Source organism: Faecalibacillus sp. TM498 (assembly GCF_020589955.1).
Taxonomy (GTDB): domain Bacteria; phylum Bacillota_I; class Bacilli_A; order Erysipelotrichales; family Coprobacillaceae; genus Faecalibacillus; species Faecalibacillus intestinalis.
On sequence record NZ_JAJDKB010000094.1, the window covers coordinates 1 to 3,506 of the forward strand.

General features: G+C 28.9%; 2 protein-coding genes and 1 pseudogene. 1 reads left to right on the forward strand and 2 read right to left on the reverse strand.

Annotated elements, in window-relative coordinates; genetic code table 11:
- Positions 1–97: 97 nt before the first annotated feature.
- Positions 98–1,777, reverse strand: coding sequence for an MraY family glycosyltransferase (locus tag LJD32_RS14630; RefSeq protein WP_227392780.1), 1,680 nt, complete (start codon positions 1,775–1,777; stop codon positions 98–100).
- 124 nt (positions 1,778–1,901) lie between these two features.
- On the opposite strand from LJD32_RS14630, the gene LJD32_RS14635 reads away from it, so the two are divergent.
- Positions 1,902–3,050: a DUF871 domain-containing protein gene (locus LJD32_RS14635; protein WP_227392781.1), complete on the forward strand. Its 1,149-nt coding sequence runs from the start codon at positions 1,902–1,904 to the stop codon at positions 3,048–3,050.
- Between the two features lie 30 nt (positions 3,051–3,080).
- Here LJD32_RS14635 and LJD32_RS14640 read toward each other — a convergent pair.
- Positions 3,081–3,506, reverse strand: a pseudogene (locus LJD32_RS14640) (hypothetical protein); the annotation flags it as partial.

Below are 3,506 nucleotides of genomic sequence, written 5' to 3' on the forward strand. Positions count from 1 at the left end.
ACCTAATATTCTTATAAAATCTGCTTTCTGAAAGAGTAAATTCTACTTTTATTTTCCATTTTTTTAAAGTGGAATTTAACTTTTCACTTTAGCTAACTTATGCATTATCTAACCCACAAACATAGTAACGATCTTCTACCCTTACAACCGTTACATTGACTGTCGAATTTAAGCCTTCAATTTCTTCATTAAACGTTAATGAAATCAAAATATTATAATAATCATTATCCTCTAATCCAGCAATTGTTACCTTTGAAGGTGAATAAGATATAATATTATATTTTAAAACCTCTAATTCTGGATATTGATTTTTATAACTATAAAATGATGTTTGTGCATATTGACTAAAGTTTTCCACCATTTCAGGATACATATAATCAACACCACCTATTTCATTTTTTTTCTTATCTACAAAAGTATAATAATCACACACAAAATAAGCAGCCACTAATTGACATTCATCTTCTTCATCTTTATTTTTATAACTTGTATCTAGTCTTGCATAAATATTATTTAATAGTTCGCTATCTCCAGATTTACTGTATGGAGATTGTACTGTTTCAGTTTTTATTGGTAAAGGCGTATCTTTAGATGTCATAAAATAACCAACACCTACAATCATAAGTAAAAAACATAGCGCAATAATTAAATGATCTCTCATGGCTTTTTGAGGAGATCTTCTTTTACGATAACGATCTAAAAATTTAATTTTTGGTAATTTATCAGAATCAATAAAAATATTTACAATTGTTAAAATTGGTTTATATTTTCTAGAAATCATATCTGTTACTTCTACAAATATTTCAAACATAATCATTAAAGCAATAAATAAAATTGTTCCTGCAGTTGGATTATAATAATATAAATAAGATGAAAGCGAAAATAAGAAAGTGACTAAATAAAGCACTAAAACACTTTTTCTTTGTCCTAATTTTAATTTAAACATCAAATTATGATGTAAATGCCCTCGATCCGCTTCACTAAATTTTTTATGATGTATTTTTCTTCTTAAAATTGCTATTAAAGTATCCATGATTGGAACCATTAAAACAATAATTGGGGCTCCTAAAGTAAAAAAAGCAGAAGCATTGTATCCAAATCCTAATAAAGAAATAACTGAAATCATGAAACCTATATATAAAGCTCCACAATCCCCCATAAAAATTTTTGCTGGATGAAAATTAAAAAACAAAAAGCCCATAATACTTCCAGCAAGAATGAGTGATAAAGAAGCAATGTCACTTCTTCCAGATAATAAAGAAGTCATTGAGATAGTAACAAGGACAATAATTGAAATACCTGCAGATAACCCATCTAACCCATCAATTAAATTAATCGCGTTAGTAATTCCTACAATCCAAAATAAAGTAACAACCCCTGAAAGAAATGTCATCGCATCACTTGGGAAATATCCAAATCCTTTTATATAGATTTCTCCATAAACAATGACAATCAACGCCGAAATCACTTCAAAAATTAATTTTACTTTAGGGGATAAATCATGACTATCATCATAAAGTCCTACCATAAAAATTATAAATCCTGCAACCATAATAGCATTTATTTGATGATCTGCTTTCAAAAATAAGGCTGATCCTATAAGTGAACTTAAATAAATGGCATAGCCACCAATACGTGCTATTTCATGTTTATGAACTGTTCTTTTATTCATATGTGCAACAATTCCTAATTGATTTCCAGCTTTAATTACAAGTGGAATCATTAAAGCTGAAATGATTGTTGTTACAACAAATGAAAGAATGACCGTCAGTGACATTTTGCCACCTCCTTTATGCCTATATTATTCATTATTTTTTAGTAAATTTCAACTTTTAAATAGCTCTATGACTTGTATTTGGACAAAAACTTGTCTATACTAGTATATAAGGAGGAATATGTTTATGCATAGTTTAGGAATCTCTGTTTATCCCGATAAAAGTGATATTAAAGAAGTTTATGAATATATGGAAACTGCCGCTAAATTAGGTTTTTCTAGAATCTTTACTTGTTTTTTATCTATTCCAGATGATAAAAGAGAAAGTTATTTAAAAGAATTTAAAGGATTCATGGATAAAGCTCATGAATTAGGATTTGTTGTTGCTGCTGATACAAATCCAGAAGTATTTAAATTAATTGGAGCTACTCCAAATAATTTAAAACCATTTGCAGATTTAGGATTAGATATTATTCGTTTGGATGGTAACTTTGGTACTCAAGGAGATATCGCTGTTACTAGAAATCCTTATGGTATTAAAATCGAATTCAATGCAAGTATGGATGCTGGTGTTGATTTATTAATTAAAAATGGTGGAAATAAAGACCAAATTATTATGTGTCATAACTTCTTCCCAGAAAGATATACTGGGCTAGATTTTGATTTATTCCAACAATTCAATAAACAATGGAAAGCATTAAATCTTCATACAGCTGCCTTTGTTTCAAGTCACAATGATCCAACAATTGGTCCTTGGGAAGTTTTCTGTGGTTTACCTACAGTAGAAATCATGAGACCTTTACCAATTGAAGTACAAGCAAGATATTTATTAGCTACTGGTGATGTTGATGATATTATCATTGGTAACTATCCAGCAAGTACAGAAGAATTAGAAGCATTATCAAAAATCAACTTCCAAGCTTTAGAATTACGTGTTGATGAAGTACCAGAAATTACTGATAATGAAAAATACATCATGTATGAATTTGCTCCACACTGGGATCGATACGATCATTCATCATTTATGTTAAGATCAAGTTTCCCAAGACTTCAATTCAAAAACCAAGCAACTGTTCAAGATTCAGGATTTGGTGATAAAAAAGAAGCTAAAGAAGACAAATCTATTCCACATCATGACTGTGGTAAAAAAGTATTTACGCGTGGTGATATCTTAGTGGTTAACGATAACTTAGCTCATTATCGTGGTGAATTAGAAGTTGTTTTAACTGAAATCCCAAATGATGGTGAAAGAAACTTAATTGGTAAAGTAAAAGATGAAGATTTAGGTTTATTAGATTTCATTAAACCAGGTCAACATTTCAAATTTATTAAATAATTTAAATGAGGTTCGATCGAACCTCATTTTTTAAGCTTGAAAATATTTTTTCATTTCTTCTTTTTCTATACTAGATAAATCTAATAGGTCCATTGCTTTATCTAATGGTATTGCCATTTTTTTCATTAAATTTTTAATCGATGCAATTCTTTCCAATTTTTGTTCTTGTACTAATCCTTGTTCAAGCCCAATAGAATGTCCTTTTTCTATATTTTCTCTGGCTATCATTTCTCCTAAATTACACATCTTTTTAACCTCCTTCTCTATTTCTTCAAATCCATATTCTTTCATAACTTCTTTCTTTATCAAAAGATCGTATGTATTATTTAAAAAGATGACTAATGGTGTCTTGATCCAATCACTATCTTCATACTTATCTTTGATATCATGATCTTTATTTAAGTATATCATAATCTGTTCGCTTTTATCATAACTTTCTAACCTTTCAATAGTACT

Coding starts and splice junctions, on each gene's coding strand:
- LJD32_RS14630 (WP_227392780.1), bottom strand. CDS start 1,777: ATGTCACTGACGGTCATTCTTTCATTTGTTGTAACAACAATCATTTCA.
- LJD32_RS14635 (WP_227392781.1), top strand. CDS start 1,902: ATGCATAGTTTAGGAATCTCTGTTTATCCCGATAAAAGTGATATTAAA.